This is a genomic window from Savagea serpentis, assembly GCF_015351395.1.
GTDB lineage: Bacteria > Bacillota > Bacilli > Bacillales_A > Planococcaceae > Savagea > Savagea serpentis.
Genome location: NZ_JADKPV010000001.1, coordinates 1,136,922 through 1,163,142, shown reverse-complemented (window position 1 = coordinate 1,163,142; position 26,221 = coordinate 1,136,922). Strand labels below are relative to the sequence as shown.

The window sequence follows — 26,221 nt, the reverse complement described above, 5'->3', positions numbered from 1 at the left end:
GAGACATAGAATGAAAAAGAACAAGATATTTATAGCGATCACAAACGATACACATAGAACAGTCATACAGAGACAATATAAAAAACAAAATATTGATGAATATTATGAATGGATAGATACGGACTCATTGAGGACAATACCTTTTCAGCTGGGAGACCTTATTTTAGTAGATTGTCAAAAGGTGAAGGGATTGTCAACTCAACAAATGAGTGAAGCGATTGTCGTCGGTAAAAGATTTACTAAAGATGAAATTCGCAAATTTTTTCAACGAGGATGTCTAGATGTAATCGAAATAGACCAAATAACTGAAATATTTATTTATTTAAAAGAGCAACGGTTAATGAGAGAGCGTAGAATTGCTTTTAATATAGAAAGAACGAGACAATTAAAGACAAGCTTAGCTTATGATTTATTATTTGGTGGAATTATGAGTCCACGTGATATTTGGATGAGGAGTCAAGAGTGTGGCTTACTTGCAATGCCAAACCTTGTGTTTGTAGTCCATATTGATCATTTCCATAAATATGTCCGCAACAAGAGTAAAAAATGGAAATGGGCATTACGGAATGAAGTGATGGAGCAATTGGGAAGTTGTTTAGAAGGGATGCATTCTAAATCGATTATCATTCCTGTTGCGCCTGAAAAAATCGCAATTTTATATGCTGCAGAAATTCAAATGAATTACAAAAAATATGAGCAACATGCAATTGAAGTAGCGACACTTTGTAAAAATTATATTTATGAAATGACGAACTACACTGTCACAATCGGAATTGGACGATTTTATGAAGATGTGAGGAATATTCAAATTTCTTTTGAAGAAGCTGTAAAAGCTCAAGAAAACCGTTTCTTTTGTGGGAATAATACGGTTATTCATTACAATCAATTAAAATCAACAGAAGAAGATATGTTGTTTACATTTAATGAAGCAGCATTTATTAGCAAATTGAGAGCATGTAATTTTCAAGCGATTGAAGCAGAACTAAAAGAATTAGAAGAACAAATGTTTACAAATCGAAACACGCAACCACAAATGTTACGGATTCAAATGAATGATTTACTCTCTACAATTGCTCGCTCTGCAATACAAAGTGGTGCTGATAAAGAGAATGTTCTTCGTTTATATGAAGAGACTCAAAATCATATAAGAGTTTTTGAAAATGTAGAAGAAGCTAGAGCAGTATTTTCTACTGTGTCTACTCAGTTGATGAATGAAGTGTCTATGAATCGAAGTGAACAGTCGATTCGATCAATTCAAAAGGCAGTGCAGTATATTGAAGAACATTATGAGCACCCAATAACATTAGAAGAAATTGCTGAACATGTCCAACTCAGTTCGAATTATTTTAGCAATCTATTTAAAAAGGCAACAGATACAACATTTGTAGACTATTTGACAAACAAACGAATAGAAAAGGCAAAAGAATTACTACTTGATTTAAACTACACTGTCTATCAAATTGCAACACAGGTCGGTTATGGAGATGCTCGTTATTTTAGCCGTGTATTTAAATCGACTGTCGGACAAACACCGACACAATATCGGAATTCGAAAATTCGAAAAAGTATATAAAAGGAGTTTTTCATTATGAGTTCATTATTAATTAAAAATGCCTCACAACTTGCGACGCTTTCTTCAACAATTAAAGGAGCGAGAAAGAAAGAAGAAATGTCCGAATTAAATGTTATAGAAGATGGTGCTATATATATCGTAGATGGAAGAATTGAAGCGGTTGGATTATCAAAAGAATTGGTTCCTAAATATGAAGCAGAGGCAGATGAAGTTGTAGACGCAACAGATTGTCTTGTAACGCCAGGTTTAGTAGATGCGCACACTCACGTAGTGTTTGGTGGAAGCCGAGCGAATGAATTTGAGCGTCGTTTACAAGGAGCCACCTATATGGAAATTATGAACGAAGGTGGAGGGATACACGCTACTACGAGAATGACACGTGAAGCGACAGAAGATGAGTTGTTCGAACAGACGAAGCGTCGATTAGATTCATTTTTAACTCACGGTGTAACGACTGTTGAAAGTAAAAGTGGATATGGAATGAACTGGGAAACAGAATTAAAGCAGTTACGCGTTATGCAACGTTTACAAAAAGAGCATCCAATCGACTTAGTTCCTACATTTATGGGAGCTCATGCAGTTCCAGAAGAATACAAAGGAAAAGAAGACGAGTTTGTAGAACATATTATTAATGATATGTTACCAATTGTTGCAGAAGAAAAATTAGCAAAATTTAATGATGTATTTTGTGAGAAAGGTGTATTTACTCCTGAGCAATCAGAAAGAATTTTAGAGGCAGGGAAAGAGTATGGATTGATTCCTAAAATACACGCAGATGAAATTGAGGCATACGGAGGAGCAGAATTAGCTGCGAAAGTGAAAGCAATTTCGGCTGAACATTTATTGAAAGCTTCAGATCAAGGAATTAAAGATATGGCGGAAGCAGGGGTCATTGCATGTTTATTACCAGCTACTGCATTATTCCTTAGAGAAGAAGCGGCAGAAGGACGAAAGATGATTGACGAAGGAGTAGCAGTGGCAATTTCAACTGATAATAATCCTGGTTCATCACCTACAACTTCAATGCCTTTAGTTATGAATTTAGCATGTATTACTATGCGACTCACTCCAGCAGAAGCTCTTACTGCAGCGACATACAATGGTGCTTGCGCAATAGGTATGGAAGATGAGGTAGGATCATTAGAAGTTGGTAAAAAAGGAGATATCGTCATGTGGGATGTCGCAACTTATCAAGAACTTCAATATTTATTCGGAGTAAACCATGTTGTTTCAGTATGGAAAGAAGGCAATCAAATTGTCTAGTAATGAAAGAGAACGAGTAGTAGGCACTCAAATGTTTCAGTGGAGCGGGAGAGTTGATTCTGAGACGGATCCTTCTACTTTTCGATATCATCAAGTAGTGAATGAGCCACGTCAAAATAAATTTGTTCGCTTAATCGGTTTTGCAAGTGAAGAAGGAGTTCGTCGCAACAGCGGTCGCCTCGGTGCTAAACAAGCACCCAAATTTGTACGAGAACAATTATCGAGTATACCGTGGACGTTGCCATCTGAAGTATCGATAGAAGATGCAGGGGATATCGAAATACAAGGCAATGATTTAGAAGGCGGATATGTGAAATTAAAACAAGCTGTTTCTGAAACTATACAACAAGAAGGACTCGCTATTGTAATCGGTGGTGGACATGAAACAACATACGGAAATTATTTAGGGGTACGTGAAGCGTTAGGTGAGGACGTAAAGCTAGGTATCATCAATATCGACGCGCATTACGATATGCGTCCATATGATCAACAAGTCTCTTCAGGAACGATGTTTTTGCAAATTCAAGACGAAGATCCAAATGCTTCTTATTGTGTTTTAGGTATTCAACCTTTTGGAAACACGACATCGTTACATAATGTAGCGAAAGATTACGATGTAACTGTAATGGAAGCGGCAGAAGTAACGATGTCCAATTGGGAGAAAATCAAAAGACAATTACAAGAATTTATGAATATGCAAGACGCAGTATACTTGACACTTTGTGTTGATGTGTTAAATACAGCTTATGCACCAGGGGTCAGTGCTACAACGCCTTTAGGAATAGATCCATTTATTACGAATAAAATAATTGATTATGTCATGCAACAAAATAAAGCAGTATCTTTCGATATATGCGAAATAAACCCTACGTATGACCGGGACAACCAGACAGCAAAATTAGGAGCTTATTTTATCAATCAAGCGATTGTAGCACGAATGAATCCTTAATTAAATACAATTTATCGTAAACACCGAACTGTCTTCGTAACAGTTCGGTATTTCTTAAGTTCAAAATGATTTAACTTACTTGAAAGTAAAGATTTTAATCTATAATTTCAAAAAATATAAACATTCTTTTTCAATTAAATTCAAATATTCTCAAAGGAAGTTTTACGCATGAACATTTGGCGATACTCATATTTCCTTGGAAGAGGCAATCGTAACCTTTGAATTAAGAAGGCATTGTAAAATAGATGACGTTTACTTAGGGTATCACTTGACAATGAAGTGAGTACTCTCTATATAATAGAAGTGTAATAGATTATGAATGGATCTTCTTTCTAAGTTATTTACGACAGACTGAAAAGACGTTTTAGTTATCGCTTGTCTTTTGGAATGATATAGTATATAATAATAATTATAAAGAAGAAATCATTCTAAATTATTGAAGGAGGAATTTGATTATGTCATTAATCGGCAAACAAGTAGAGCCTTTCTCATTACAGGCTTTCAAAAATGGTGAATTTTTAACAGTAACAGAAGAGAACTTTAAAGGAAACTGGACGGTACTTTGCTTCTACCCAGCGGACTTCACTTTCGTATGTCCAACAGAATTAGAAGACTTACAAGAACAGTACGAAACTTTAAAAGGTATGGACGTTGAAATTTACTCATGTTCATCAGATACTCACTTCACGCATAAAGCATGGCACGACCACTCAGAAGCGATCGGTAAACTCGAATACGCAATGATCGGTGACCCAGCTCACAAATTAATCAACCAATTCGACGTTTTAGACGAAGAAGATGGCCTTGCACAACGTGGAACATTCATCATCGATCCAGACGGTGTTATCCAAATGATGGAAATTAACGCAGGCGGAATCGGACGTGACGCGAGCGCGTTAATCGACAAAATTAAAGCAGCACAATACGTGCGCACAAACCCAGGTGAAGTTTGCCCGGCAAAATGGAAAGAAGACGGTAAAACGTTGAAACCAAGCCTTGACTTAGTTGGTAAAATTTAAGGAGGCCATACAATATGTTAGATGCAGACATTAAAGCGCAATTAGCTCAGTATTTAGAGCTAATGGAAGGCGAGGTTACTTTACAAGTAAGCCTTGACGACTCGGATTCTTCTAACGATATGAAACAATTCGTTGAAGAACTCGAGAGCATGTCTCCTAACATTAAACTAGAGCGTACGCCATTAGAGCGTACGCCTAGTTTTAGTGTTAACAAAACAGGAGAAAACACAGGGATCGTCTTCGCAGGGATTCCATTAGGCGAAGAGTTCACATCACTCGTGCTCGCATTACTTCAAGTGAGCGGTCGCGCTCCAAAAGTAGACGAAGCCGTGATGCAACAAGTGAAAAATATTGAAGATACACTTCAATTTGAAACGTACGTTAGCTTATCATGTCATAATTGTCCAGACGTCGTACAAGCATTAAATATTATGAGTGTATTAAACCCAAATATTTCACATACGATGATCGACGGTGCGACATTTAAGCAAGAAGTAGAAGAAAAAGAGATTATGGCAGTACCCGCTGTCTTTTTAAACGGTGAATTTTTCGGAAGCGGTCGTATGACACTTGAAGAAATTCTTGTGAAACTTGGAAATGAAGTAGACCCAGCAGAAATTAATGCGAAAGATCCATTTGACGTACTCGTCGTTGGTGGCGGTCCAGCAGGAGCGAGTGCAGCGATTTATGCAGCGCGTAAAGGGCTCCGTACAGGGATTGTCGCAGAGCGTTTCGGCGGTCAAGTGCTCGATACGTTAAGCATCGAAAACTTCATCAGTGTGAAGAAAACAGAAGGACCACAACTCGCAGCGAATCTTGAAGAGCACGTGAAAGAATACAATGTAGACATTATGAATACATTGAAAGCGAGCGAATTGAAAAAGACGGATGATTTCATTGAAATCGGACTTTCTAACGGTGCGATGGTGAAAGGAAAATCAGTCGTACTCGCAACGGGTGCACGTTGGAGAAATGTCAATGTCCCTGGTGAAGCAGAGTTTAAAAACAAAGGTGTCGCATACTGTCCACACTGTGACGGCCCACTCTTTGAAGGTAAACGTGTCGCTGTTATCGGTGGAGGTAACTCAGGCGTTGAAGCAGCGATCGACTTAGCAGGAATCGTTGAGCATGTAACGGTATTAGAATTCGCCGATACATTAAAAGCGGATGATGTGTTACAAGAACGTTTACGTAGCTTGCCGAACGTTGATGTTTTCACAAACGCACAAACGAAAGAAATTACAGGCGACGACAAAGTGAATGGCATTACGTATATCGATCGTGAAACAAATGAAGAACACCACGTTGAATTAGAAGGTGTCTTCGTTCAAATCGGTCTCGTTCCAAATACGGAATGGTTAGATGGTGTCGTAAATCGCAATCGCTTTGGTGAAATCGAAATTGAGAAAAATGGTGCTACAAACGTACCTGGCGTATTTGCGGCAGGCGACTGTACAAATAGCGCATACAAACAAATTATCATCTCAATGGGTGCAGGAGCAACAGCAGCACTCGGCGCATTCGATCACTTAATTCGTAACTAACTATCAATTATGTAATCTCTCATTTTTATAAATGAGGGATTTTTGTTTTGTTTATATTTAATATGTTTCTGAAACGGTAATTGTGTTCGATACTTTTCCCCGATGAATAGAGAAAATGATGAATTCTTTTAATAGCTTCGCTCGTTCTAACATCTCCAAGCTAAGCGAAATGGATGAAATGATCAATTCACAATAATGTGAATTGATTATTTGGCATGGAAGGCCTGTATCCTCTCTATTTGCTAAGGATAACGAATCATGATCCGCGCCATTGTCTTATGCATATAAAAGAGATGCACATTTTTTATACTCAAATGAAAATAAAGGATTGCACTTTTTTAAAACGTATGATATTGTTTGATTAATTAATTTAAGAATAATAAAAGACGTTGTCTTAAAAGGGGTGAAGAGTTGGATTTAGTTGCTTTGAAGTATATGTTAGAACAATTATTTTTTACATTTATTTTTATTAGCGCATTATTACTAGTAGGAACATTATTGCGGGCAAAAGTGAAAGCGTTTCAAAAGTTATTTTTACCAGCTTCTGTGATTGGTGGATTTATCGGTTTATTACTCGGTCCAATCGTATTAAAACAGTATGCACTACTCCCCATACGAGAAGATTGGATTGCGATCGCTTCTATTTTGCCAGGACTACTCATCATACCAGTTGTCGCTTCTGTACCACTCGGTTTAAAAAAAGCACAAAAGAGAATAGGAGAGAAGCAAGGTTCTAAACCAATTTACACATTTTTACTTATTTTAGTCATCATCGGGGGCTTACAAAATTTATTTAGTTTATTCGTTGCTTTTATATTTAGAAAAACTTCATTACCTGATTTATATCCGACATTTGGAACAGAAGTATCTGCTGGTTTTACAGGAGGGCATGGTACAGCAGGTGTTGTCGGTAGTTTGTTGCAGTCAATGGATCAATCGTATTGGAATACAGCCCAAGGTGTCACGACAACGACTGCTACTGTTGGACTCATTGGAGGGCTATTACTCGGAATCTTTTTAATTAATATTGCAGCAAGAAAAGGATATACTGAATTTATTCAAGCGAATGATCGGACGTCTTTAACATTGAATACAGGCATTTTAAAAACGGAAGAGCGTACGTCCGCAGGTGTAGAGACGACTGATGCTTCATCCATCGATAGTTACGGTTTTCATTTAGCGCTCATATTAGCAGTGAGTGGTCTTGCATTCGTTGTAACCGCTTTACTGAAAGCGGCACAAATCCCACTTCTTAGTTTAATACCCGAATGGGCGTATGCGATTATTTTAATGTATATCGTCTGGGGTATGATGCAAAAGATGAAGTTAGCTCATCTCGTCGATTCTACGACGAAATCAAAAATCGCTTCCGTGTTCACAGAGTTTGCGATTGTCGCAGCGATTATTAGCTTACCGATAGAAGCGCTCTTCACTTATTTATTACCGCTTCTCATCATGGTATTTGGCACATTATTATTAACGGTCGTCACTGTTTTGTACGTATCGAAAAAATATTTCGACACATATTGGTTCGAAAAAAGTATGGCGATACTCGGAACATGTACGGGTGTCTTTTTAACAGGAATATTACTTTTGAAAATGGTCGATCCGAAATTAAAATCACCCGTATTGAATGATTATTCGATTGCGTATTCAATGAATAGTGTTATCGGCTTTATTTTATTCCCGCTATCATTCGGGTTATTAGTGAACTCAGGAGTCGGTGTTGGAATAGCCTTTTATGCGATTTTACTCGTGATTACGATTGGATTGTTAGTATTTTCAAGACGAAAACAAGAAAGGACGATTTAAATGACAACATGGATTGAACAATTTATCGACAATAATGAAAAGCAGTGGAAAGAGATGAGCGATTTCATTTGGGATCATCCTGAAGTGAAGTATGAAGAGCATACGTCAGCTAGCTACTTAGTTGAACGTTTAGAAGAAGAAGGGTTTCGTGTTCAAAAAAATATCGCCCAAATTGAAACGGCATTTGTCGCAGAAGTAGGAAGTGGTTCACCCGTTATTGCATTTTTAGGAGAGTACGATGCGCTTCCGCAATTAAGCCAAGAAGCGAATGTAGCAACGCAACAGCCTATTGAACATGGAGGGAATGGTCACGGATGTGGACATAATTTATTAGGGGTAGGCGCTTTAGCAGCCGCGACAGCTTTAAAACGATACGTTGAAGAACATAATATTCAAGGAACGGTACGTTTTTACGGTTGTCCCGCTGAAGAAGGTGGTTCTGGAAAAACATATATGGCGCGCGCGGGTGTTTTTGACGATGTCGATTTAGCATTAACGTGGCATCCTGGCCCTGTGAACGTCGCATGGACTGCTAGCACATTAGCGAACGTACAAGCTTCTTTTAAATTTAAGGGAAAAAGCGCACATGCAGCAGCCTCTCCTCATTTAGGACGCAGTGCATTAGATGCTGTAGAATTGATGAACGTCGGGGCGAACTATTTACGAGAACATGTCTCGCCACAAGCTCGTTTTCATTACGCTGTGACGAATACAGGGGGAGCGTCTCCGAACGTCGTACAAGCGGAAGCAGAAGTGCTCTACTTAATTCGAGCGCCACATATCGCAGAAGCGCAACATATTTATGAGCGCATTCAAAAAATTGCAGAAGGTGCCGCTTTAATGACAGAAACAGCGGTAGAAGTGACATTTGATAAAGCATGTTCCAACTTCATTCCGCTCAGTTCGATTAATAAAGTAATATACGAAACGATGCAAGAAGTTGGAGCGCCAGCGTTTACAGAAGAAGAAATGAAGCTTGCAGAGCAATTTTACGAGACGTTAACAATGGAAGAAAAAATGTCGAAAAACTTCGGAATGAAACAGTTCGATTTCGCTTTCCGAAAACCACTATCGGATGTCTTAATTCCTTATTTTGAGCTGAAACAACCGCTACCAGGATCTACAGACGTAGGAGATGTTAGCTGGGTTGCTCCGACAGGACAATGCATTATGACGACTTGTGCAACAGGTACGCCATTCCATTCATGGCAACTTGTCGCACAAGGAAAAACGAGCTATGCACATAAAGGGATGATGCAAGTTGCAAAAGTCTTAGCAAATGTCGGCTTAAAAGCGATACAAAATGAGGAATTGTTGGATGAAATGAAACGAGAACACCAAGAAGCAATCGGGGAACGAGGATATATTTGTCCGATTCCCGCTCATATTCATCCAAATGGTCAAAAAGAAGAATAGAAAGAAATGAATCATTTTGAGTAACACCCTAAAAGTAAAATTTTAGGGTGTTTTTAATTGAAAAAAAGTCCTTGAAGCCATGGCTTAAATCGTTAGCGATCAATCTCATCATCATTAGTATATGGCGAGCAAAACATATGTTAAAATGCATGAAGGAGTTGCTACATAGCAATTTGATAAAGACATGTTGGAAAGGAAGGGATCTCAGTGAAAATCGGAGTGTTCGTTCCAGTTGAACAGAGAGAAAGAATAGAAACGATGTTAGTGCAACAACATAAAGATACTGCAACTTTTTATTTTTATCCGTATTATGAAGTAGAAGAAGTTGTTGCCCAATTTTTAGCAGTACAACAAATGGTCGATGGTCTTTTATTTAGTGGATATGTTTCTTATAAAACAGTTGTACAATCACAGTTAGATATTTCTGTACCATATCGCTATTTTCAATTGTCGGCGGAAGATTTTTATAAACAATTATTAGAAATTGTAATTGAAAACCGTCGATTTGAACTTCAACATACCGTCCTTGATTTCGCGGCAGAGTCAAAAAAGATTCAAGAATGGATTGAGGCGCTACCAAACGCTCATCGTCCTTACTTATTAGAAAAAGACGAGAATGACTTTGGAGATAATGTGTATGAAGAAGTGTTTCAATTTCATACCGACATGATTCAGTCAAAACGAGCAAAATATGTATTTACCCGATTTGCTAATATTATTCCTATGCTCGAAAAAGCGAATATCCCATACGTTTATTTTGAAATTTCACCAGAAACAATGCGCAATATTGTACATGACTTATTCGCTCAAATCGAACATGAACATTTGCGCAACAATCAAATTGTTTACGGATATGTGAAAATAAAGCCATCTCATAAGCAGAAAAAAAGAATTGAAGAGTTGAAAATACATGCTGCTTTACTAGAGTTTCAAATGGAACAGTATCCTCAACTTTTCGTCCGCGATGCGTTAGAAGGCTTTGAATTAAATACGACGTATGAAACACTCGTGTCGCTAACGAATCATTTCAACGCGTGCGCCTTGTTAAATGAATTAGTGAAACAGCGAGGAGAGATTCATATCGGATGGGGAGTAGGACGAACGATATCGGAAGCACAAATGAATGCTAAAAATGCGTTAGATTATTCTTTGCATAATGATTTTAGTAGCACATATATCCAACATGAAGAGGAATTGATTGGCCCTCTTTTATATAAAGAGACAACGCTCCATTCAAATGAGTTATTGCGGCAAAGTGAGCAGTGGCAAAAGGATGATCGTTTAACGCGTGATCAATTAAACAAAGTGCTGTACGCTTTTTCAACCGTTGATTATACGAAATTGACGAGCCAACAATTTGCGACCGCCTTGAACGTGACAGTACGTACAGCCAATCGCATTTTAAAGTCAGCTGTTGAAGTGAATCTCGTCCGAGTAGAAGAAGAAAAAGGGAAAGTCGGTCGCCCGGCTAATGTCTATTATTTTAATGCTCATTATTTAGCATGATGGCACAGAACAGAGAGGAAGAATCATCATCGACTTACGAAATTTAAAAACATTTCACGTCGTTGCGCAATGTTTAAATTTTACGAAGGCAGCAGAATTACTAAATTATAGCCAACCGACGATCAGTCAACAAATTAAAGTGTTGGAAGAAGAATTACATCATCCGCTATTTAATCGCATGGGGAAAAAATTATATTTAACCGAAGTTGGCAAGATGCTTTATAAGCATACGGGAACCCTGTTTGCGTTCGTTGAAGAGATCGAGGAGGATTTACGTCAATTTGATTCTCCTTTTGGACGTTTGACGGTGGCAGCATCCGAATTTTATTGCAGCTTTTATTTAGGAGCAATTATGAGCGATTTTTTGAAGGGAAATAAAGACGTTCATTTTTCACTCGTTTGTGCGACAAGTGAAACGACTGTTCAGCTATTGCAGACGAATGAAGCAGATATTGGGATTACAGCAGGCTATTTCGAATTGTCAGGAGTGGAACATATTTGCATCGATGAAGAAGATCTTGTGCTCGTCGCGCATGCAGAAGTGGATGCGCAGTGTGATCTTTCTTTATTGTTCGAGCAGTATCCGTTTATTACATACGGAATGGTACCGATGATTCAGCGCTGTTTAGATGAGCTAAATTGCAGACCGAAAACGATTGTTGAAGTCGGTAGCGAAGATGCGATTAAAGAGGCTGTCATTGGAGGAGCAGGAATTGCGTTGTTAAGTGATTTAATTTTGCAAAAGGAAATCGAATCAGGAGCGGTTCAAGTATTAGCTCGTTTTCCGAAACGTTTGCAAACGTATATGATGTACCCTTCTGACATGAAGGACTTTCAAAACGTGCAAGCATTTGTGAAGTTAATTGAAAAACGTTGGTTGGTAATTCGGCAACAAAGGAGCGTTGAGTGAGTACTCAGCGCTTTTTTAACGTTATTTTCCAAACATTTAAGTTTTTTTATCGTAACGATTAGAAAAAGTAATTTCTCTTTCCTTGCGTATTCTTTTACAATGATATGTATAAATATTCACTCGGTAACGACGAAGGAGAGAGTACAATGAGTACGAACATAAAAGAAAATGAACCACAGTCAAAAGGAATTAATGTCTATGTGTTAATCTTTTCCCTTATATTATTTGCAGCAGCATTAACGTATATCGTGCCTGCTGGCCAATTTGAACGAACGGAAGTCGGAGGGCGCGATGTCATCGCACCTGGGACATTCGAATATGTTGAATCCAATCCTGTCAGTGTCCTCGGAATATTCAGCAGTATTCATTCTGGAATGTATGCAGGAGCGAATATTATTTTCTTCGTTTTAATTGTTGGCGGAACGTTTGGGATTTTAACGAAAACAGGAGCTTTATCGTCATTTATCGCTATGCTATCCGTGAAAATGGCGAAACGTGAAATGTTATTAATTCCTGTTTTAATGTTGTTTTTCGCATTTGCTGGATCATTGATGGGCATGTCGGATGAAACGATTGTCTATGTTGGAATACTAGTTCCATTAGCGATTGCTTTAGGTTTCGACTCAATGACAGGATTTGCAATCGTGATGCTCGGAGCTTCTGTCGGATTCTCTTCTGCTGTGATGAATCCATTTACAATTGGAATCGCACAAGAAATTGCCGGATTGCCGATGTTTTCAGGGATCGGTTTGCGAATTGCTTTATTCGTCGTTTTATATATACTCGCAACAACATTTGTTATGCATCATGCGAAAAAAGTGAAACAAGATCCTTCTAAAGGAATTTTTGGAACGCAAACGGCTCAAGATGTGCCGAAATTAGAAGGTAAAATGCCGATGCGCCATACACTCGTCATGTTATTATTTTTATCAAATTTTATCGTTTTAATGTATGGTGTGAAAGTACATGATTGGTATATTACAGAAATTGCTGGGCTCTTTTTAATGTACGGGGTATTAATGGGACTCGTCGGGAAATTAGCTCCTGGTGAAATTGCGGACGCATTCATTGATGGTGCGCGTGAATTAGTGAGTGGTGCACTGATTATCGGGTTCGCTCAAACGATTTTAATTATTTTTAATGAAGCACAATTAATTGATACGATTTTATACGGTGTCGCAGCAGTGTTAGGTTCATTACCGAGTGTGTTAAATGCGGTCGGTATGTTCGTATTCCAAACAGGTTTGAACTTTTTAGTTCCTTCAGGAAGTGGTCAAGCAGCCTTGACGATGCCAATTATGGCACCTCTTTCTGAAATGTTAGGCGTTACGCGTCAAACGGCGGTACTCGCTTATCAGCTCGGGGACGGGATGTCAAATATGATTTTCCCGACTGTCGGTTATTTAATGGCTAGCTTATCACTTGCGGGAATTTCGTGGAGCAAGTGGTTACGTTGGGTCATGCCATTTATCATTATGGAAATGATTGTAGCGATTATCTTTTTAGTCATTGCACAAATGATTCAGTACGGTCCATTTTAAAGAGGAGGAATAGAGATGATACAACAATATGTACAAGAGGCGATTGCCGATCGTCGCTACTTTCACCAACATCCTGAATTATCAGGAACAGAATATGAAACGACCGCCTATATCGCAAAGCGTTTACAACAACTAGGTATTGAGCGTTTACCTTTTAAAGAGCCTGGCGTCGTCGGCTATATAAAGGGAACGAAAGGAAGTAAAACGATTGCATTACGAGCAGATATTGATGCGTTGCCTGTTACAGAAGAAGCGGATGTCGACTTCCCGTCAAAAAATGAAGGCGTCATGCATGCTTGTGGACATGATGGACATACAGCGATTTTATTAGCGGTTGCGAAATGGCTCGTTGAACATCGAGAGCAAGTCGCTCCAAATGTCATCCTTATTTTCCAATCCGCTGAAGAAATTACACCGAGTGGTGCTGATGCACTCGTGCGTCAAGGAGTGTTGCAAAATGTCGACGCGATATACGGTTTACATTTATGGCAAGGGATGGAGAAAGAGAAAATAGGTCTCGCTCACGGACCGATGATGGCCTCAATCGATGACTTCGAAATTACGATTCAAGGGGCGGGCGGACACGGTTCAATGCCACACGAAACGGTGGATCCGATCTATATTGCCAGCCATATTATTCAAGGACTACAAAGCATCATTAGTCGTAAATTAGATGCGGTCGATTCAGCTGTTATTTCAGTGGGTCAAATTGAAGCAGGGACGACATACAATATTATTCCAGACCGTGCGAAATTAATTGGAACGATTCGCGCACTTTCTCCGAATGCCGTTGCTTTAGCGAAACGAGAAATCGTTCAAATCAGTGAACGGATGGCAGAAGCATTTGGTGGAACGGCTTCTGTTGAATATATTGTTGGAACACCACCTTTAGTGAACGATGTACAATGTGCTCGTCGCGTTCAACGAGTGATTGAACAAACTTTTGGCGCTGCTCATTTTGAAGAAGTGAAACCGGTTATGGGGGGAGAAGATTTTGCTTATTATACTGAACGAGCAAAAGGTGCCTTCGTCTTTGTTGGAATGGGGGGAGAAGGGAGTCAATATCCTCACCATCATCCGAAATTTACAATCGACGAAGAAGTCATCCCTAATGCTATTCAATTCATGGTTGAACTCGTTCAATCGTATGAGGAGGAAGCGGAATGAACATCGTAAAAGTAGACGTATTTCAAGCGCGTTTGCCGTTAATTGAACCTTTTATTATTTCTTACGTGCGATTAGATGATATGCCGACCATTTTTACACGCATTGAATTAGACAATGGCATTGTCGGATGGGGAGAAGCGGTTCCCGATCAAAATGTGACAGGGGAAACGTGGCATAGTACATATGACGTCATCGTTCATGAACTTGCCCCTCTTTTAATCGGGAAGAGTCCGTTTCAAATTGATGCCATTCATCAGCAATGGGATGCGCAAATTTTAGGTTCACCAAGTGCGAAAGCAGCGCTCGATATTGCACTGTATGACGCGATGGGAAAATGTGCGAATTTACCATTGTATGAGTTATTAGGAGGCCGTGCTCATGATACATTGATGGTACCGCGTGTCATCAGTATTAAAACACCTCAAGAAATGGCAGAAGATGCAAAGCGTTACGTAGCAGAAGGGTATAAGCATATTAAAATAAAAGTGGGAACAGATGCAAAGGCGGATATTGCACGTATTTGTCAAGTGCGTGATGCGATCGGAGAAGACGCTTATTTACGTGTCGATGCAAACCAAGGATGGAGTCGAACGGAAGCACTTCAAGTGATAGAAGCGACGCAACATTGTGCGGTAGAATGGTACGAACAACCCGTCAAAGCACATGATTATCGCACGATGCGTCATATTCGAGAATCGGTTTCGTCCGCGATTATGATCGATGAAGGGGTACAGTCGATGCACGATTTGACGGAAGTCATTCGAGAAGAAGCGGCCGACATGCTCAACATTAAGTTGATGAAAGCAGGCGGCATTTACCGCGCGCTCGGTTTAGCAAGTTTGGCAGAAAGCGCCAATATGCCTTGTCAAGTCGGTTCGATGGTAGAATCGGCGATTGCGACGATGGCAGGTGCTCATTTATCGATGAGTCGAACGATTATCGAAACGAATGAAATGGTAGGACCGCTCATGTTTACACAAGATGTCGCAGGAGTACCTTTTGATGGGGAACAGTTATTGTTAACGAAAGCTCCAGGGCTTGGTATCGAGGTCGATGAAACATATGTATCTTCCATCACGGTACAACGAGCATGTATTGAATAAAGAAGGAACCGTTCTGAAAAGAGCGGTTTTTTTATATGCGAGTCGAATGACTCTATAAAAATTTCGGAAATTGAAATATAATAAAGAAATAGCGAAAGAAAAGAAGGGATACGATGAGTCAACAGAAAAGTGGTATTTTATTTGCGATCGGTGCGTACATCATTTGGGGGATATTTCCGATTTATTGGAAATTAATCGAAGATGTCAACAGTATGGAAGTATTGTTAAATCGCATCATTTGGTCATTTATCATGACGTTTATTTTAATCGGTTTAATCGGGAAGCTGCCAGCGTTACGCGCAGATTGTGAGTATTTATGGAAAAACAAAAAACAACTATTGTCGTTATTTGCAGCCTCTTTAATCATTTCGGTGAATTGGTTTACGTACATCTGGGCGGTTCAAAACGGGCACATTTTACAGACGAGTTTAGGGTATTATATGAATCCATTGCTTTCGATTTTATTTGGCGTCCTCTTTTTCCGTGAAAAATTGTCGAAAGCAGTGCTTGTATCTGTCGCGATTGCGATGATCGGTGTTTTATATATGGTTTGGACGGCTGGTGTCATACCGTGGGTTGCACTCGTGCTCGCTTTTTCATTTGCGACATACGGCGTATTGAAAAAACAAATACAACTCGATGCATTGCGTGGGTTAGCGATTGAAACGGCACTCATTGTGCCACTCGCTTTAATCGCTTATGCGTATCTCGCTTCTACAACGCCTACTTCTTTATTTCAAGTCGATGCAAAAACGAATATTTTACTCATTTTAAGTGGTATTGCGACAGCATTGCCTTTGATCTTTTTCGCAAAAGGCGCGCAATCGATGCCGCTCTATATGTTAGGATTCATCCAATTTTTAGCACCAACGATCAGTTTTATGCTCGGTGTGTTCTTATATAAAGAGCCATTTGACAAAACGCAAATTGTCACATTCACCTTTATTTGGATGGCCGTTGCCCTTTTCTCAGTTTCCACTTATATGCAATCGAAGAAAAAGAGAATATGAGTTTTCTCTATAAACATAGGAAATATGGTATGTTGATAGAGGGGTGAAAAAATGAGTCAAAAGAATGAAGAAAGGTTTGGAAGTCTAGGATGGTCCGTTAGCTGTATTATCGCGATTCTTCTATTTTTTACGGGATTCAATTGGAAAGTGATTTTAGGTGTTTTTATTATTTTATTAGGTATTGTTCATTATATTGATTTAGCTCTTATACGTCGTCAACGTAATTTATTGATGGATATGGGAATGGACCAAGTAGATCAAATGTCAGGCCGTGAATTTGAAGAATGGGTGGCGCAATTGTATCGAAAATTAGGATATACGGTGCAATTGACACCTCAGTCTAATGATTTTGGAGCAGACTTAATTGTGAAACGAGAAGGAAAAATGAGTGCAATTCAAACGAAACGTTACAAAAATAAAGTGGGTGTTAAAGCGGTACAAGAAATCGTCGCTGCGAAACCTCACTACAAGGCGCATGAAGCGTTTGTAGTAACGAACAACTATTTTACAGCGCCTGCACAAAAATTAGCTAAAGCTAATGGAGTCATATTAATTGATCGAGATGGTATCATGAAAATGCATAGAACGATTAAAAAGTAATTACATAGAAAAGAATGACGTCGGATTGTTTTTCTGGCGTTATTTTTATTGGAGGGAAAATTAATGATTTGGATTTGGACAAAAGAAGCGATGCGGACGAGGGATAATCGGCTCGTTGCTGAGGCAATGGAACATGGGGCGATCGGATTTGTCCATGTCGTTCCAAAAAAGTGGACGATGCGGGATGTGTATGAGATGAAAATCGCCATTGCTTGGAGAGAAAAAATGAAAACATACAATATACCAGTCGTTTTCGTCTCTCATATTCCGAAAGAGAGTGAAGTTTGGGCATACGGTCATCAAATAGAGCGCCCAAAGCTTGTCGAATGGACACAAATCGTAACAGGAGCAGGCAAGCCGTATCAAAAATTCACCCCTTTTTATAAAAAAGCGAAAATGTATCCTTTTCAAGTTGAAGAAGCTTCTGTCACTTGGCGTAAGCAAGAAAAAGTAGAAATCCCTTGGTCAGAAGTCGATGTACAGTGGCCACGGTGGAGTAAAACCGTTACACTCCCACTCTATCGCGAAGAAGATGTACTGACGTATTTAGAAACGATTGACTTATCTCGTTATGCAGAAGCACGTGATGAAATTGAAAATGAGGCTGTGACAAGACTCAGTCCTTATTTAAGTACAGGACTCGTGACATCTCGCACAATTTTAGCGTTTGGTCTTAAAGAAGAGGCGTTTGTTCGGCAATTATTATGGCGTGAATTTGCCCATATGACGGCTTGGGCACAGCCTCATGTAACAGAACGTCCGCTATATGAAAAGTTTCAAACATTTCCTTGGCGAGATGATGAAGTACAGTTTACGCGTTGGTGTCGTGGAGAAACAGGATATCCCATCGTTGACGCTGCAATGCGCGAACTTTGGCAAACCGGTTATATGCACAATCGACTCCGCATGATTACCGCATCATTTTTAACGAAACATTTGCGGATCGATTGGCGTAAAGGGATGAAATATTTTATGGAAACGCTCGTCGATGCAGATGAAGCATCAAATGCATTAAATTGGCAATGGGTTGCAGGAGTAGGAGTGGATAGCAGCCCATACTTCCGAATTTTCAATCCATTAGAGCAAGGGAAGAAATATGCAGCAAGTGGAACGTATATCCGCACGTGGTGTCCAAAAGTTCAAGATGTACACCGGGAACAAAATGACGCAATCGTTATGCATGACGAAGCGAGAAAACATGCACTGTCTCACTATGAACAATGGAAACAAAATAACTCGAATGATTCGCATATCATTTAAAATTTCAGTACAGTACACGTAATTTAAGAGAAGGGGATGAAGTCTATGTTATCGATTGATCCGAATGAGTTGAGTGAACGAGAAAATTACAAGTTTTTAGTCGGAAGTATCATTCCGAGACCGATTGCCTTTGTGACGACATTGTCAGAAGATGGCGTTTTAAACGGGGCGCCTTTTAGTTATTTTAATATCGTAACAGCGAATCCACCAATGATTTCGATTTCCGTTCAACGGATGAATGGTAAAATGAAAGATACAGCCCGTCATGCGATTGCAAAGGGAGAGCTCGTCGTTCACATCGTGGATGAACAAAATGTTGAACAAGTGAATAAAACAGCAGCATCTGTTTCGGTAGAAGTGAGCGAAGTTATTTTAGCGAACATGACCCCACTTGCCAGTACATATGTTCATGTGCCAGGAGTTCAAGAAGCGAAAATTCGAATGGAGTGTACGCTAGAAAAAGCAATCGAACTAGGAGGTGTGGGAGATGAAGTAGGTTGTGATCTTCTCATCGCACGTATCGTCCAATTTCATATTGATCCTATACTGTACGATCACGGACGAATCGATGCTAAACAACTGAGAGCCGTTAGTCGTTTAGCAGGCGCTTCTTATGCTAAAATAGGAGAACACTTCGAAATGGAACGCCCTAAATAATGTAGACGTTTAATCAAGGAAAGAACGGGGAATTATGGTAAAAGAGGTGATGGATATGAAATGGACAAAGTGGGCATGGACGATTGCGGTACCTGTAGTAGGCGGAATGGCATCAGGATATATTGCAAATCGTTTAAATGCTAAAAATGAGCAAACGAAAGAACAGTATGAACAGATGAAACAGCCACCCTTTTCACCACCGACTGTCGTTTTTCCAATTGTATGGCCTATTTTATATACGACGATGGGCGTCGCACACGGACTTGTAAAGCAAAAAGAAGAGAATGGACCAGCATCTAAATTGTACTATAGTCAACTTGGATTAAACTTTTTATGGTCGTATTTATACTTCGGTAAACAAAATAAGGAAGCAGGTCTTGTCGATATCGCCATGCTGTTAGGACTTGTAGGGGCAACGACTTCTTCATTTTATAAAGTCGATGAAACAGCCGGCCGACTCATGTTGCCTTATCTTGGATGGACCGCATTTGCGACGTATTTAAATGCAGGAACAATCGTTTTAAATCAACCAGAAAAATAAGTGCAATGAAGCATCGTTTACGCGATGCTTTTTTTACGGTTTATTCCTTATAATAAAGGGGAAAATGAGAACATTAGGTAATGGAAAGTAGGCGATGATTTGATACGATTCAAACATGTATCGAAACGATACGGTGATCAAGAAGTGTTAAGTGATTTAAATATGACGATTCAAAAAGGTGAATTTCTCGTTTTAGTCGGTCCGAGTGGTTGTGGAAAAACGACGACACTAAAATTAATGAATCGACTCATTCCTTTAACAGGTGGAAGTATTGAAATCGATGAACGTAATATCGAAACATTAGAAGTGGAATCCCTTCGTTGGAATATGGGATATGTTTTACAACAAATTGCGCTTTTTCCACATATGACAATTGAAGAAAATATCGCACTCGTTCCCCAAATGAAAAAATGGTCAAATGAACAAATTAAAACACGTGTTCAAGAGTTAATGGCTCTTGTCGGTTTACCGTATGAAGAATATCATCAACGCTATCCAGATGCGTTGTCGGGAGGACAACAACAGCGAATAGGGGTAGCGCGTGCTTTAGCAGCTGACCCTGATATTTTATTGATGGATGAGCCATTTAGCGCATTAGACCCGCTCAGTCGTGAAAAGTTACAAGATGAATTGTTAGACATTCAAGCAAACATTCAAAAGACGATTGTTTTTGTGACGCACGATATGAATGAAGCCTTGAAATTAGCCGATCGCATTTGTTTACTAAATGATGGAGCAATCGAACAAATGGGTACCCCCCAACAGTTTTACGAAACACCGAAAAATGATTTCGTGAAACAATTTATGCAACGCAAAAAGGTGACAGTTAAACAGCTGATGAAGCCCGGTATTTCAATGGAAGCCCCTACGATTCCATCGTCAACAGATGTAGAAGAATTACTTCATTTATTGACGAATACATCGCTCGTACACGTTATCGAAAACGGTCAAAAAATCGGAACTATTGAACGAGAGCATGCTTTTCGTCAGCTCGGACATTACTTAGACGGGCGAGGTGACGTTTCATGATGAATGTTTGGCATGCGCGAAAAGATGAATTGTTCGTTGCACTCCTTGAGCATATTGAACTTTCCTTTATCGCTTTGTTTTTTGCAGTAATCATTGCGGTTCCGTTAAGCCTTTATTTAACGAGACATCGTAAAATAGCAGAAAGCGTCATCAATATGACGGCTGTAATGCAAACGATTCCGTCGCTCGCTTTGCTCGGATTAATGATTCCGGTATTCGGTATCGGAAAAATTCCAGCCTTAATTGCGCTCGTTGTATATGCTTTATTGCCGATTATGCGCAATACGTACACAGGAATTACAGAAGTCGATGCTTCGCTCATTGAAGCAGCAGAAGGACTCGGCATGAGCCGGATGCGACGTTTATTTAAAATTGAGCTTCCATTAGCGATGCCTGTCATGATGGCAGGGATACGGACAGCGATGGTACTCATTATTGGGACTGCTACATTAGCTGCTTTAGTCGGAGCGGGAGGACTTGGAGATTTAATTTTACTCGGAATTGATCGGAATCAACCGGAACTTATTATTTTAGGAGCAGTTCCTGCCGCTTTATTAGCTTTATTTTTTGACGCATTACTGCGCGGGATGGAACGTTTATCGTACCGCTCAGCGGGAATCGCTTTTATCAGTATGTTACTTTTAGCTTTTGGCATCATACTTGCTCCATTATTTATGAAATCATCGGAGTCATCGATTGTGATCGGAGGAAAATTAGGAGCAGAGCCTGAAATTTTGATTGAAATGTATGGGCAACTCATTGAAGAAGAAACAGATCTTTCGGTCACATTAAAGCCAGGTCTTGGTAAGACGACATTTGTCTTCAATGCATTAAGACAAGGGAGTATCGATATTTATCCAGAGTTTACAGGTACGGTAATAAATGAATTGTTAAAACAGCCTCTCACAACACATGAAGCGCGAGAAGTGTATGAACAGGCGAAAGAAGGAATCGCTTCTGAATACGGGCTCGTCTATTTAGAACCGATGGCATACAATAATACGTATGCTTTAGCGATACGAGAAAGCGATGCAGAAGAACTTCAAGTTGAAACGATTTCAGATTTGAAAGCGTATGCGAATCGATTAAAAGCAGGGTTTACATTAGAGTTTTCTGACCGTGAAGATGGTTATGTCGGATTGCAATCACTTTATGGCCTTACATTTTCGAATGTCGTAACGATGGAACCGAAGCTTCGTTATACCGCGATGGAAAGTGGAGAGATTGATGTGTTAGATGCGTATTCGACCGATAGCGAATTAGCGACGTATCATTTGAAAGTGTTAGAAGATGATCAGTCTCTTTTCCCTCCATATCAAGGAGCACCACTCGTTCGAAAAGAAATTATTGAGCAATATCCCGAGCTCCCCGTTATTTTAGAGAAGCTTTCGGGGAAAATAACGGATGAAGAAATGCAAAAAATGAATGAAGCGGTTAATGTAGGAGGAGAAAGTGCGAAAGACGTCGCACGAAATTACTTGCTTGAACAAGGATTGATTAAAAAAAGATGAGGAGGGTGTTGTGATATGCAAGTGATTGAAACGAAAGATGCTACACTTGTCCATGAGATTATGATGGATGCTTTTAGCGAATATGCTGACGATCCGATTCCAGCAGGAGCATTGAATGAAACGTTAGAACAAGCGGAAGAACGTTTAGCGACCATTGACCGGGCTTACGTATTAGAAGATGAAGGAGAAGCGCTCGCCTCGGTTCGTTTTCGACAAGAAGATGATTATCTTTACTTTTATCGCCTAGCTGTCCGCCGAAAAGCGCGAGGGAAGGGCTATGCAAAAGAACTTATACGAGTATTAGAACAAGAGGCAGAGAAACTAGGGCTCCGTGCGGTTCGTTGCAACGTGCGTCTCATGATTGCATCGAATATTCAATTGTATAAATCTCTCGGCTATCAAGAAATCCAAAGAAGAGAAGTCGAACGTCACGGAGAAATCATCGTTCTCGTGACGATGGAAAAAGAGCAATAGTGATAAAAGGTGAGCATATTTCGATATGTCTCATCTTTTTTGAAAGGAGGAAAAAGTGAAACGTTTAATATGTGAAAAATCGCTTATGCACCGCATGTTTGCTTGGAAATGTCCTTCGATGCTTTAACGGATGTAACGTTAAAAAAAGAAGCGCTACACCGGTATGTTCGTTTAACGAAAGAAGTGAAGCGCATGACGATTGCTGTGAATCACGGAGCGCTCATCCGTAAACATCGTGTCGAAAGTGTATTGACAGAACAGCCTTTCGAACAAAAAATTCCACAAAAAATGCGAGAAATCGATAAAATTTTGAAAGAAAGAGAAATAGAAGCACATTGGAAACGATATCCAGAAGAAAAATTGTTACAAGAATTGGAGCAGCTAGAACGAGATGTGGAAAATATGCGCTTATTTGATTTACGCGGACGAGCGCGAGCATCGCTTCGCAAAATACAAATTAAGAACGAATTAAATTTAAAAAAATAAAAGCCGTAGACGGGTGAAGTCTACGGCTTTTGTTAAGCGATCGATTCGTCTTCGAGCGGTACACCTGCTGGATAAAAATCGAAAGAGATGATAAATTGACGGTTGATAAAACGCTCTCGTCCACCATCTTTCCAACGGATGAACGTTTCATTGTCTTCTTGCAGAACGTTGAACGCGAGATCTGCTTCTTCCGCACACAAAATGATCGGTTGGTATTGTTCGTACACCCGAATGATTAAACGAGAGACGTTCTCCCATTCCTTCCACTTTTTCATACGCTCTTCCTTCAGTTGCAAATTCTTTTTTAAATACGCTGTTGCTGTGCTCGTTACTTTAATCTCTGATGAATGTTTTGTCATAATCCTCTCTCCTTAAAAAGTGTTCGAATACTTATCAAGGGAAGAAAAAACCCTCCTCCTATTACTAGGAAGAGGGTTGTGTATAAACCGTTCTCTTCCTCATCTTTCAAGTTTTCCAACTTGCTGGACGAAGCACCGTGCATATATGCCGGTTGCTGCAAGGTCAAAGGCCCAGGTGCCTCACTTGCTCTTGATAAGGATTATTCGACATTTTTATTTTAACAAATATGTTTTAAGTTGTCAAAGGGCCAAACATTTTAAGCGTGCGATTCGTTTAATACGAGGAGAAAATGAAGAAAGAAGGAACATGAGATGAAAAAGGTATTAATAAGTTTAGTTGGCTGCGCGTTACTCGTCGGCTGTCAAAGTCCAGAAATTGTGCAACAGAAAGAAGAACAATCGATCGAACAATCGACGTCGAAAGCGCTCGACCAATTACAATCTTATAATATTCAATGGAGTCACCTCGTCGATGAGGCTTCCCGTCAATATTTGAAAGAGCGCTTTGAAAAAGTGGGGATACAAGAAGTAAATCAACAGTTTTTTTGGAATGATGTGGACCGTTCTTTGCAATATTTTGATACGACTCGACTCGTTCAGCAATCGTTTGAACGATTACCGTATCAATTTTTAGAGATTGACCCTGACTTTCAATATGAAAAGTGGGAAGAAGAACAAGGCGAATTTATCGGATACAATTGTCGCATCACATCATATGGACTATTGCGAGACCTTCTCGTTTTGCCATCCGTTCAACCTGCAGCGGACGGGCAGTTATTTATGGACCGGGACGCCATTGAAACAAGTCCAGACGATGTGTTTAATGATGAGCAACTAGAAGAATTTAAACAGTTGTTCAGTAAAGTAGAGACAGATGAATCGAAAGAAATCGAACCTCATCTTGAAAAAATTCAACATATGTTGAAAGAACGAAAAATTGAATTTCCGAAAGGAGACGTATCCATCGGGACAGTATGGCTTCATGCGATGGAAGATGAGGGGAACTTTTTATTTGTCGGGCATACAGGAATCATTTTCGAAGAAGAGGAAGGGCGAATTACATTGCTAGAAAAAGTTTCTTTCCAAGAACCTTATCAATTAATGACCTTCCCACATCGCCAAGCGTTAAATGATTATTGGATGACGAAGTACGATGTTAATCAACATCAACCGATGGCGAAACCGATTATTTTGGAAAATGATCAACTCATCGAAGGCTATCGTCCGAATTTAGACAATCCATCTTAAAAAATTTGAATAAAAATCAAACGAATGAAATATGAAATTCGTTTGATTTTTTATATAGAACGCTTGGTATATCAACGTTAAACTTATTTCTTTCCCTAGTGAAACTTTTCAGACTATTCTTTTTATTTTTAAAATAAACCAAAAAACATTTGACTTTTTTTAAAAAAATCTTTAAAGTTTGTAAATGTAAACGTTTTATTTTTAAAAAATTAAAGAGGTGAATGAAATGACAAATATTTTATACGGGAATACGCAAACGATGTTAAATGCGAAAAACATTTCAAAAACGAAAGAATACGAATCAGTTGATGCGATTGTTTATGGTATTCCTTGGGAAGGCGCAGTCACTTGGGGAGATTATACAGGTTGTGAACTTGGACCGAAAGTGATGCGTCTTTGTTCAGGACGTTATTCAGGATATTTGCCAGAACTTGATCATGTTGATGTATTTGAACATGTCAAGTTAGGAGATGCTGGTGATATTTCAGTCGTTCCTCATGATGTAGACGAAACGATGGACCGCATTACAGCATTTTCAAATGATTTATGGAAAACAGGGAAATTCATCATCGGACTAGGTGGCGATCACGGTGTCACATTCCCGATTGTTCGTGGCTTAACGGAAACAGGGAAAAAAGTCGGCATTATTCACTTAGATGCACATTATGATAACTTACCTTCTCATAATGGAGACGAGTATGCTCGTTGTAGCCCATTTGCGCGCCTTTATGAACAAGAAGGCGTTCGCAATGAAAGCATCATTCATACAGGGATTCACGGACCACGTAACCAACCACTTGCTGGTCGCAATGCAAAAGAAGCGGGAGCAGTTACGATTACGGTGAATGATATTAAAGACCGTACGGCTAACTTAAAAGCATATGCAAAAGAAATTTATGAGCTCGCTGCCCAAGAGGTTGACTGTGTTTACTTAAGTATTTGTAGTGACGTTATGGACTATGCCTTTAATCCAGGCGGACCGGTAGATGGGAACGGTTTAACCTCTCATGAATTATTAACACTCGTTCATGAGTTTGCAAAACTCGGATTAATCGGTATGGATTTTGTGGAGATTTACCCACAACAAGATCCGAATCAATTTTCTGCACATCTTGTGTCGACTGTTGTTTTATACGCATTAGCAGGCAATATTATTCATGAACAACAAGCATAATTTTTTTGAAACTATTTGACATTTGGAAATCACATATGATTTGATTAAACTTACCAAATGGGGAATAGA

24 protein-coding genes and 1 riboswitch are annotated in these 26,221 nt (G+C 39.4%); of the genes, 23 read left to right on the top strand and 1 reads right to left on the bottom strand.

Annotated features, from left to right (window positions below; genetic code table 11):
- Positions 1-10: 10 nt before the first annotated feature.
- The 21 genes from IRY55_RS05995 (at position 11) to IRY55_RS05895 (ending at position 23,371) form a co-directional block, all read left to right on the top strand.
- Positions 11-1,573, top strand: a complete 1,563-nt coding sequence (locus IRY55_RS05995; protein ID WP_194562324.1) for an AraC family transcriptional regulator — start codon at positions 11-13, stop codon at positions 1,571-1,573.
- A 15-nt stretch (positions 1,574-1,588) separates the two neighbouring features.
- Positions 1,589-2,836 (top strand): imidazolonepropionase, encoded by a 1,248-nt coding sequence (hutI, locus tag IRY55_RS05990; protein WP_194562323.1) that lies wholly within the window; start codon positions 1,589-1,591, stop codon positions 2,834-2,836.
- On the top strand, positions 2,829-3,785 hold the full coding sequence (hutG, locus tag IRY55_RS05985; protein WP_235961026.1) for a formimidoylglutamase: 957 nt from the start codon (positions 2,829-2,831) through the stop codon (positions 3,783-3,785). Before hutI ends, hutG begins: the two co-directional genes overlap by 8 nt.
- A 455-nt stretch (positions 3,786-4,240) precedes the next feature.
- Positions 4,241-4,804 carry an alkyl hydroperoxide reductase subunit C gene (gene ahpC, locus IRY55_RS05980; protein WP_194562322.1) on the top strand — a complete coding sequence of 188 codons (564 nt, stop codon included), beginning with the start codon at positions 4,241-4,243 and terminating at the stop codon, positions 4,802-4,804.
- A gap of 14 nt (positions 4,805-4,818) precedes the next feature.
- The gene (ahpF, locus tag IRY55_RS05975) at positions 4,819-6,348 is read left to right on the top strand and encodes an alkyl hydroperoxide reductase subunit F (protein ID WP_194562321.1); all 1,530 of its coding nucleotides are present in this window, start codon (positions 4,819-4,821) and stop codon (positions 6,346-6,348) included.
- A gap of 411 nt (positions 6,349-6,759) precedes the next feature.
- Entirely contained in the window at positions 6,760-8,160 is a 1,401-nt protein-coding gene (locus tag IRY55_RS05970; RefSeq protein WP_194562320.1) for a sodium/glutamate symporter family protein, read from the top strand.
- Entirely contained in the window at positions 8,161-9,576 is a 1,416-nt protein-coding gene (locus IRY55_RS05965) for a M20 family metallopeptidase (RefSeq protein WP_194562319.1), read from the top strand. It begins immediately after the preceding gene.
- Positions 9,577-9,783: 207 nt separating this feature from the next.
- Positions 9,784-11,082 carry a helix-turn-helix domain-containing protein gene (locus IRY55_RS05960; protein WP_194562318.1) on the top strand — a complete coding sequence of 433 codons (1,299 nt, stop codon included), beginning with the start codon at positions 9,784-9,786 and terminating at the stop codon, positions 11,080-11,082.
- A 22-nt stretch (positions 11,083-11,104) separates the two neighbouring features.
- Entirely contained in the window at positions 11,105-11,992 is an 888-nt protein-coding gene (locus IRY55_RS05955) for a LysR family transcriptional regulator (RefSeq protein WP_328799627.1), read from the top strand.
- Positions 11,993-12,138: 146 nt separating this feature from the next.
- Positions 12,139-13,533 (top strand): YfcC family protein, encoded by a 1,395-nt coding sequence (locus IRY55_RS05950; protein WP_194562317.1) that lies wholly within the window; start codon positions 12,139-12,141, stop codon positions 13,531-13,533.
- Between the two features lie 15 nt (positions 13,534-13,548).
- Positions 13,549-14,700, top strand: coding sequence for a M20 metallopeptidase family protein (locus IRY55_RS05945; RefSeq protein ID WP_194562316.1), 1,152 nt, complete (start codon positions 13,549-13,551; stop codon positions 14,698-14,700).
- Entirely contained in the window at positions 14,697-15,803 is a 1,107-nt protein-coding gene (locus IRY55_RS05940; RefSeq protein WP_194562315.1) for a mandelate racemase/muconate lactonizing enzyme family protein, read from the top strand. Before IRY55_RS05945 ends, IRY55_RS05940 begins: the two co-directional genes overlap by 4 nt.
- Positions 15,804-15,916: 113 nt before the next feature.
- On the top strand, positions 15,917-16,813 hold the full coding sequence (gene rarD, locus IRY55_RS05935; protein ID WP_194562314.1) for an EamA family transporter RarD: 897 nt from the start codon (positions 15,917-15,919) through the stop codon (positions 16,811-16,813).
- Positions 16,814-16,864: 51 nt separating this feature from the next.
- Complete coding sequence (locus tag IRY55_RS05930) at positions 16,865-17,413, top strand: restriction endonuclease (protein ID WP_235961025.1); 549 nt, start codon at positions 16,865-16,867, stop codon at positions 17,411-17,413.
- A 63-nt stretch (positions 17,414-17,476) separates the two neighbouring features.
- Positions 17,477-18,673, top strand: coding sequence for a cryptochrome/photolyase family protein (locus IRY55_RS05925; protein ID WP_194562313.1), 1,197 nt, complete (start codon positions 17,477-17,479; stop codon positions 18,671-18,673).
- 45 nt (positions 18,674-18,718) lie between these two features.
- Positions 18,719-19,330, top strand: coding sequence for a flavin reductase family protein (locus tag IRY55_RS05920; protein WP_194562312.1), 612 nt, complete (start codon positions 18,719-18,721; stop codon positions 19,328-19,330).
- Positions 19,331-19,385: 55 nt separating this feature from the next.
- Positions 19,386-19,871, top strand: coding sequence for a TspO/MBR family protein (locus IRY55_RS05915; RefSeq protein WP_235961024.1), 486 nt, complete (start codon positions 19,386-19,388; stop codon positions 19,869-19,871).
- A gap of 99 nt (positions 19,872-19,970) precedes the next feature.
- Positions 19,971-20,900 carry an ABC transporter ATP-binding protein gene (locus IRY55_RS05910; protein ID WP_194562310.1) on the top strand — a complete coding sequence of 310 codons (930 nt, stop codon included), beginning with the start codon at positions 19,971-19,973 and terminating at the stop codon, positions 20,898-20,900.
- Positions 20,897-22,411 (top strand): ABC transporter permease/substrate-binding protein, encoded by a 1,515-nt coding sequence (locus tag IRY55_RS05905; RefSeq protein ID WP_408015126.1) that lies wholly within the window; start codon positions 20,897-20,899, stop codon positions 22,409-22,411. Before IRY55_RS05910 ends, IRY55_RS05905 begins: the two co-directional genes overlap by 4 nt.
- Positions 22,412-22,426: 15 nt before the next feature.
- The gene (locus IRY55_RS05900) at positions 22,427-22,885 is read left to right on the top strand and encodes a GNAT family N-acetyltransferase (protein ID WP_194562309.1); all 459 of its coding nucleotides are present in this window, start codon (positions 22,427-22,429) and stop codon (positions 22,883-22,885) included.
- 108 nt (positions 22,886-22,993) lie between these two features.
- Positions 22,994-23,371 (top strand): hypothetical protein, encoded by a 378-nt coding sequence (locus IRY55_RS05895; protein ID WP_194562308.1) that lies wholly within the window; start codon positions 22,994-22,996, stop codon positions 23,369-23,371.
- 32 nt (positions 23,372-23,403) lie between these two features.
- Here the strand turns inward: IRY55_RS05895 and IRY55_RS05890 are convergent, their stop codons facing one another.
- Complete coding sequence (locus IRY55_RS05890) at positions 23,404-23,730, bottom strand: hypothetical protein (protein ID WP_194562307.1); 327 nt, start codon at positions 23,728-23,730, stop codon at positions 23,404-23,406.
- Between the two features lie 96 nt (positions 23,731-23,826).
- A riboswitch (SAM riboswitch) is annotated at positions 23,827-23,930 on the bottom strand.
- Positions 23,931-24,042: 112 nt separating this feature from the next.
- On the opposite strand from IRY55_RS05890, the gene IRY55_RS05885 reads away from it, so the two are divergent.
- Together IRY55_RS05885 and IRY55_RS05880 are read left to right on the top strand one after the other, a co-directional pair.
- The gene (locus IRY55_RS05885; protein ID WP_194562306.1) at positions 24,043-24,978 is read left to right on the top strand and encodes a DUF4300 family protein; all 936 of its coding nucleotides are present in this window, start codon (positions 24,043-24,045) and stop codon (positions 24,976-24,978) included.
- 226 nt (positions 24,979-25,204) lie between these two features.
- Positions 25,205-26,152 (top strand): agmatinase family protein, encoded by a 948-nt coding sequence (locus IRY55_RS05880; protein ID WP_194562305.1) that lies wholly within the window; start codon positions 25,205-25,207, stop codon positions 26,150-26,152.
- The last annotated feature ends 69 nt before the right edge of the window (positions 26,153-26,221 follow it).

Excerpts from the sequence above, each read along its gene's own strand:
- IRY55_RS05995 (WP_194562324.1), top strand. The coding sequence starts at position 11 with ATGAAAAAGAACAAGATATTTATAGCGATCACAAACGATACACATAGA.
- hutI (WP_194562323.1), top strand. The coding sequence starts at position 1,589 with ATGAGTTCATTATTAATTAAAAATGCCTCACAACTTGCGACGCTTTCT.
- ahpC (WP_194562322.1), top strand. The coding sequence starts at position 4,241 with ATGTCATTAATCGGCAAACAAGTAGAGCCTTTCTCATTACAGGCTTTC.
- ahpF (WP_194562321.1), top strand. The coding sequence starts at position 4,819 with ATGTTAGATGCAGACATTAAAGCGCAATTAGCTCAGTATTTAGAGCTA.
- IRY55_RS05965 (WP_194562319.1), top strand. The coding sequence starts at position 8,161 with ATGACAACATGGATTGAACAATTTATCGACAATAATGAAAAGCAGTGG.
- IRY55_RS05950 (WP_194562317.1), top strand. The coding sequence starts at position 12,139 with ATGAGTACGAACATAAAAGAAAATGAACCACAGTCAAAAGGAATTAAT.
- IRY55_RS05945 (WP_194562316.1), top strand. The coding sequence starts at position 13,549 with ATGATACAACAATATGTACAAGAGGCGATTGCCGATCGTCGCTACTTT.
- IRY55_RS05940 (WP_194562315.1), top strand. The coding sequence starts at position 14,697 with ATGAACATCGTAAAAGTAGACGTATTTCAAGCGCGTTTGCCGTTAATT.
- rarD (WP_194562314.1), top strand. The coding sequence starts at position 15,917 with ATGAGTCAACAGAAAAGTGGTATTTTATTTGCGATCGGTGCGTACATC.
- IRY55_RS05930 (WP_235961025.1), top strand. The coding sequence starts at position 16,865 with ATGAGTCAAAAGAATGAAGAAAGGTTTGGAAGTCTAGGATGGTCCGTT.
- IRY55_RS05925 (WP_194562313.1), top strand. The coding sequence starts at position 17,477 with ATGATTTGGATTTGGACAAAAGAAGCGATGCGGACGAGGGATAATCGG.
- IRY55_RS05920 (WP_194562312.1), top strand. The coding sequence starts at position 18,719 with ATGTTATCGATTGATCCGAATGAGTTGAGTGAACGAGAAAATTACAAG.
- IRY55_RS05915 (WP_235961024.1), top strand. The coding sequence starts at position 19,386 with ATGAAATGGACAAAGTGGGCATGGACGATTGCGGTACCTGTAGTAGGC.
- IRY55_RS05905 (WP_408015126.1), top strand. The coding sequence starts at position 20,897 with ATGATGAATGTTTGGCATGCGCGAAAAGATGAATTGTTCGTTGCACTC.
- IRY55_RS05900 (WP_194562309.1), top strand. The coding sequence starts at position 22,427 with ATGCAAGTGATTGAAACGAAAGATGCTACACTTGTCCATGAGATTATG.
- IRY55_RS05895 (WP_194562308.1), top strand. The coding sequence starts at position 22,994 with ATGTCCTTCGATGCTTTAACGGATGTAACGTTAAAAAAAGAAGCGCTA.
- IRY55_RS05890 (WP_194562307.1), bottom strand. The coding sequence starts at position 23,730 with ATGACAAAACATTCATCAGAGATTAAAGTAACGAGCACAGCAACAGCG.
- IRY55_RS05885 (WP_194562306.1), top strand. The coding sequence starts at position 24,043 with ATGAAAAAGGTATTAATAAGTTTAGTTGGCTGCGCGTTACTCGTCGGC.
- IRY55_RS05880 (WP_194562305.1), top strand. The coding sequence starts at position 25,205 with ATGACAAATATTTTATACGGGAATACGCAAACGATGTTAAATGCGAAA.